Origin of the sequence: Mycobacterium sp. WUMAC-067 (assembly GCF_020217485.1) — a bacterium.
Classification (GTDB): domain Bacteria; phylum Actinomycetota; class Actinomycetes; order Mycobacteriales; family Mycobacteriaceae; genus Mycobacterium.
The window spans coordinates 1-3,702 of the sequence record NZ_JAEKMI010000117.1; the positions used below are offsets into that span (position 1 = coordinate 1).

The following is a 3,702-nucleotide window of genomic DNA, read 5'->3' on the forward strand; positions in this document are numbered from 1 at the left end:
CGGTTGTGTTTGCGTTCGGTGGCGATGCGGGTGGCGCGGTCTTGGGTGCGGGTGCGGCGGCGTTGGGGCATCATCGCGGCACGGTCGGCGCAGGGTTGGGGTCTTGGCGCCGGGGCGGGCAGTTCGGCGGTGGGTGCGCACAGGCTGGGAAACAGCAGGGCGCTGCCCGGGGTGCTCACATAAGTCTGCCCGGCCGGGGAGGTCCAGATCAGCGTGCCGTCGGGCAGTTGCTGGTCGCGCCAGCCCCAAAACGTTTTCACCAAATGATGCGTCCGGCACAAAGCCTTGAGGTTAGTGATAAGTCATGAATGTGCCCGCTTACTTTGGGCCTAGAAGGATTCGCGTTAAGGATCCGCAAACCGGGCACACGGCGAGTGCTGGTTGGATGCGCCACATCGTCACCTCATCGGAGTCCACCGCGCCACGCCAGGGCTGAGAACTCCGCACCGGGATCAGCACTGCCATCTGAGACCTCGATGTTTACCACCGCAGAACCCCGGGATGGGAGTGAGCGTGCGCGCACCATGTTGCGCAAATTCAACGGAAGCCGTCACAGTGTGGCGGTGCCGGGGCGGTTGCGCGCCGGCTATAAGATGGCCCAGTGCAAATGTTGCAGTCTATTAATGAGTTGCAGCTGGTGGTTTTGGAGCGGTCGGTGATATCGATATGCGCTGTTTGCCTACATCTCCGAGGCGTGGCGGTGTCCGATCCACCGGGGCTGACTTTGTTGTCCCGGTTGATGCAGCACTCATTCGCTGATGGGCTCAGCTATTCGGGGGCCGTGTCGGCCGTGATGGGCCATGCGGTGGGTTTGTGCCCGAGCTGCGGCGCGGACGGCTGGCTAACGGAGCCAACCTCGTGAGTAGTTTCCGTCCAGTCGGCGATCCCACCGAGCTTGCAGATGATCTGTGCTGCGCGGAGTCCACGCACGTCGGGCAGACGTCTCTGGCGCGGGACGGGGAATGGCATCGCGCCGCGCGTTGGGCGCGGCGTCTGGCCTGGGTCAGCCTGATCGCGATGCTCACCGAGGGTGTCGTGGGGCTGTGGCAGGGCCTGGCGGTCGGGTCTATCGCACTGACTGGGTGGGCGCTAAGCAGCGCGCCAGAGGGCTTGGCCAGCGCGATGGTGGCGTGGCGGTTCACCGGCTCGCGGACTCTGTCCGAGACCGCCGAACGGCGCGCCCAGCACGGTGTTGCGGTGTCGTTTTGGCTGACAGCCCCCTACATCGCCGCCGAATCTATTCGGCACCTCGCTGGTGGGCACCACGCTGAGACGTCGATGATCGGTATCGTGTTGACGGCCGCTACCTTGTTGGCGATGCCTATCCTCGGCCGGGCCAAAAAGCAACTCGCCGTCCGGCTGGGCTCGCCGGCCACCGCTGGCGAAGGTACCCAGAACTATCTTTGTGCGGCCCAGGCCGCCGCGGTGTTGGTCGGCCTGGCGGTAACTGCCCACTGGCCGGGGAGCTGGTGGTTTGATCCGGCGATCGGGCTTGCGATCGCCGCGGTCGCCGTGTGGCAAGGCATTCGAGCCTGGCGCGGCGAGGACTGTGGATGTTGAATCAGAACGACACGTCAGCGAGCACCGTCAGCCGCGGGGGGATGGGGCAGGCGGCTGCTGGTGACCTCCGCCATCGGCCGTGGTTGTGCCGGATCGCTGACCACCCCCGCCTTTGGGACTACTCCATAACTCGCGTTCACCAATGGGCCCGCTATGCGGGCACCTCCCATGTCGAACAACCATGGCGACTGGCAGTTGTGATGGCGCCAGCAGTGGCCCCCAATCCGAAATTTTATAGGTTTTCTCGGGCAGCAGCGTTGGGCGGAGGCGACTTCTCTTAACGCGGTCTTGGTAGCGTTGTGCCACCGCCTATCACCGGACAGGAAAGACATGCCGGACACGCCAACCCGTGAGACGCGCCTGCGGGCGCTGGTGCTCGGCTACAACGGGCTGCTGGCCGGGGTTGCCGGATTCATCAATTCGGTGGCGCTGCTGGTCTTGGCGTTTCCGGTGGGCAACCTGACCGCGTTGAGCACCCAGCTGGGCATGGATTCAGCCAATCCGCTGCTGTACGAGAGCTGCATGATCGCACTGATCGTAGGCGGATTTCTGGCCGGAGCCGCCGGGGCCGGCGCTGTACTGGCGCCGGTGCAAACCCACACCAGTGCGCGCCACGCCGCGGTCCTGCTCGCCGAGGCCGCGCTGCTGTTGGCCGCAGCCGGTATCGAGATTCCCGGGTTCAAGGCGCTGCTGGCTGCGGCCGCGTGCGGGCTGCAAAACGCGATGACCTCGAACTCGCCCGGGATGGCAATCCGCACAACGCACTTCACCGGCACCATCACCGACCTCGGATTGATACTGGGCCGCAGCCGCCGCCACGGGATGGACAAGTGGAAGGCCGCGGTGCTCACGACGACCGTGGTGCTATTCGTCGGCGGCGGCGCGACGGGCGCCCTCATTGGCGGCCGGTTGGGCCACAACGCACTGCTTCTTCCAGCTGCCGCCTGCCTGGCTGTCGCGATAGCCAGCCTGCTGTATAGCCGGCGGCGCAGCACCCGATTGGCCCGCGCGATATCGGCCCCCGAGCGCTCGCATCGCTCCCTTGCTGATCAGGCGACGGCGGGGTAACCGCGGAGCCCAAGCCATGCGCATTCGTATATGCGCATGCGTTTATAGTTTGTTAGTCTGGGCGGGTAAGGCATCGCCGTTGCCTGATTAGGGAGGTCCAAATGGCAGACGAGCGCGGATCAATGGAGGCCAAAGAGTCAACGCTGCTGTGTCCGCGGTGTGTGTCGCAGATGCTGCCGGTGCAGCGCTTCGGCGTGACGATCGATCAGTGCACGGGTTGCGGCGGCGTCTTCCTGGACCGGGGCGAACTAGAGCAACTCTCCGAGGCCGAGGCCAAGTTCTACGCCGCCCAACAGCCACCCCAACCCGCGCCACCGCCGGGAGGGTATGCGCCTGCGCAGTACCCAGCGCAGCCCGCGTACGTCGAAAATCCCCGCCCTAGAGGATTTTTGGGTGGATTGTTCGGAGAAGGCTATTACGGTGGTCGCCACGGAGGATATCGCGGCGGACATCACTGACATTGATGTGTTGACGCGGTCCGGTTAAGGATTGGTCGTGGTCTGCTACCGGTAGCGTCCGCCGTAACTGATGCCATGCTGGGTTGTTCTTGAATTAGTCAATTCAGCCAACTCAGCGCCGGCGTGCCCAGGATCTGAGCGGCGCGATCCTGGCATTGATTTGTAAATCGCCGCAACGGGTCGTCTGTGTGCGGCGCGGATCGCAGCGTAGCTTGACGTTTTTCGGTGCGACGGTGTCGGTCCGTTTCACGATCGCGACCTGGCGTCCCCTCGAGTCATCTTTTAACACATGTGAGATGAAGCGGTGCGGCGGGACCCCACACTTCTGCTCGATATGGCCACAGCCCCGGACTACGGCGGTGTGGTGTTCCTCCTTTGTTATCCGAGGGTCGTCGAGGGTGGTAGCACTGTCAGGCGGGGCATGAACCGGAGGTCGGTTTCGCCGACGTTGCCTATGCCGCGCCCGGCCATCGTTGCCAGCGGCGCGCCGAGCATGCTTGCGGGAGCCCCCGTTGTGGCTCCTGGGGCAGTGGCCAGGCTGGTGCTGGGCAGCGCCGTCGCGGCAGAACTCATTGCTGGGGCCGCCGATGCCCAGGTTTGGGGCACCGACAACGCC

The 3,702-nt window shown here is 64.7% G+C and carries 4 protein-coding genes and 1 pseudogene; 3 read left to right on the forward strand and 2 right to left on the reverse strand.

What is annotated here, in order from left to right:
• A pseudogene (locus JF781_RS27540) lies at nucleotides 1-296 on the reverse strand (hypothetical protein); the annotation flags it as partial.
• Between the two features lie 610 nt (nucleotides 297-906).
• Between JF781_RS27540 and JF781_RS27545 the strand changes: the two are divergent.
• From JF781_RS27545 to JF781_RS27555, 3 genes are all read left to right on the forward strand, one after another.
• Nucleotides 907-1,560 carry a cation transporter gene (locus tag JF781_RS27545; protein WP_043955849.1) on the forward strand — a complete coding sequence of 218 codons (654 nt, stop codon included), beginning with the start codon at nucleotides 907-909 and terminating at the stop codon, nucleotides 1,558-1,560.
• A 330-nt stretch (nucleotides 1,561-1,890) separates the two neighbouring features.
• Nucleotides 1,891-2,628, forward strand: coding sequence for a DUF1275 family protein (locus JF781_RS27550; protein ID WP_008260692.1), 738 nt, complete (start codon nucleotides 1,891-1,893; stop codon nucleotides 2,626-2,628).
• Nucleotides 2,629-2,750: 122 nt separating this feature from the next.
• On the forward strand, nucleotides 2,751-3,086 hold the full coding sequence (locus JF781_RS27555; RefSeq protein ID WP_014942886.1) for a zf-TFIIB domain-containing protein: 336 nt from the start codon (nucleotides 2,751-2,753) through the stop codon (nucleotides 3,084-3,086).
• Between the two features lie 378 nt (nucleotides 3,087-3,464).
• Here JF781_RS27555 and JF781_RS27560 read toward each other — a convergent pair whose 3' ends face one another.
• Nucleotides 3,465-3,692 carry a hypothetical protein gene (locus tag JF781_RS27560; RefSeq protein ID WP_374109799.1) on the reverse strand — a complete coding sequence of 76 codons (228 nt, stop codon included), beginning with the start codon at nucleotides 3,690-3,692 and terminating at the stop codon, nucleotides 3,465-3,467.
• Nucleotides 3,693-3,702: the final 10 nt, after the last annotated feature.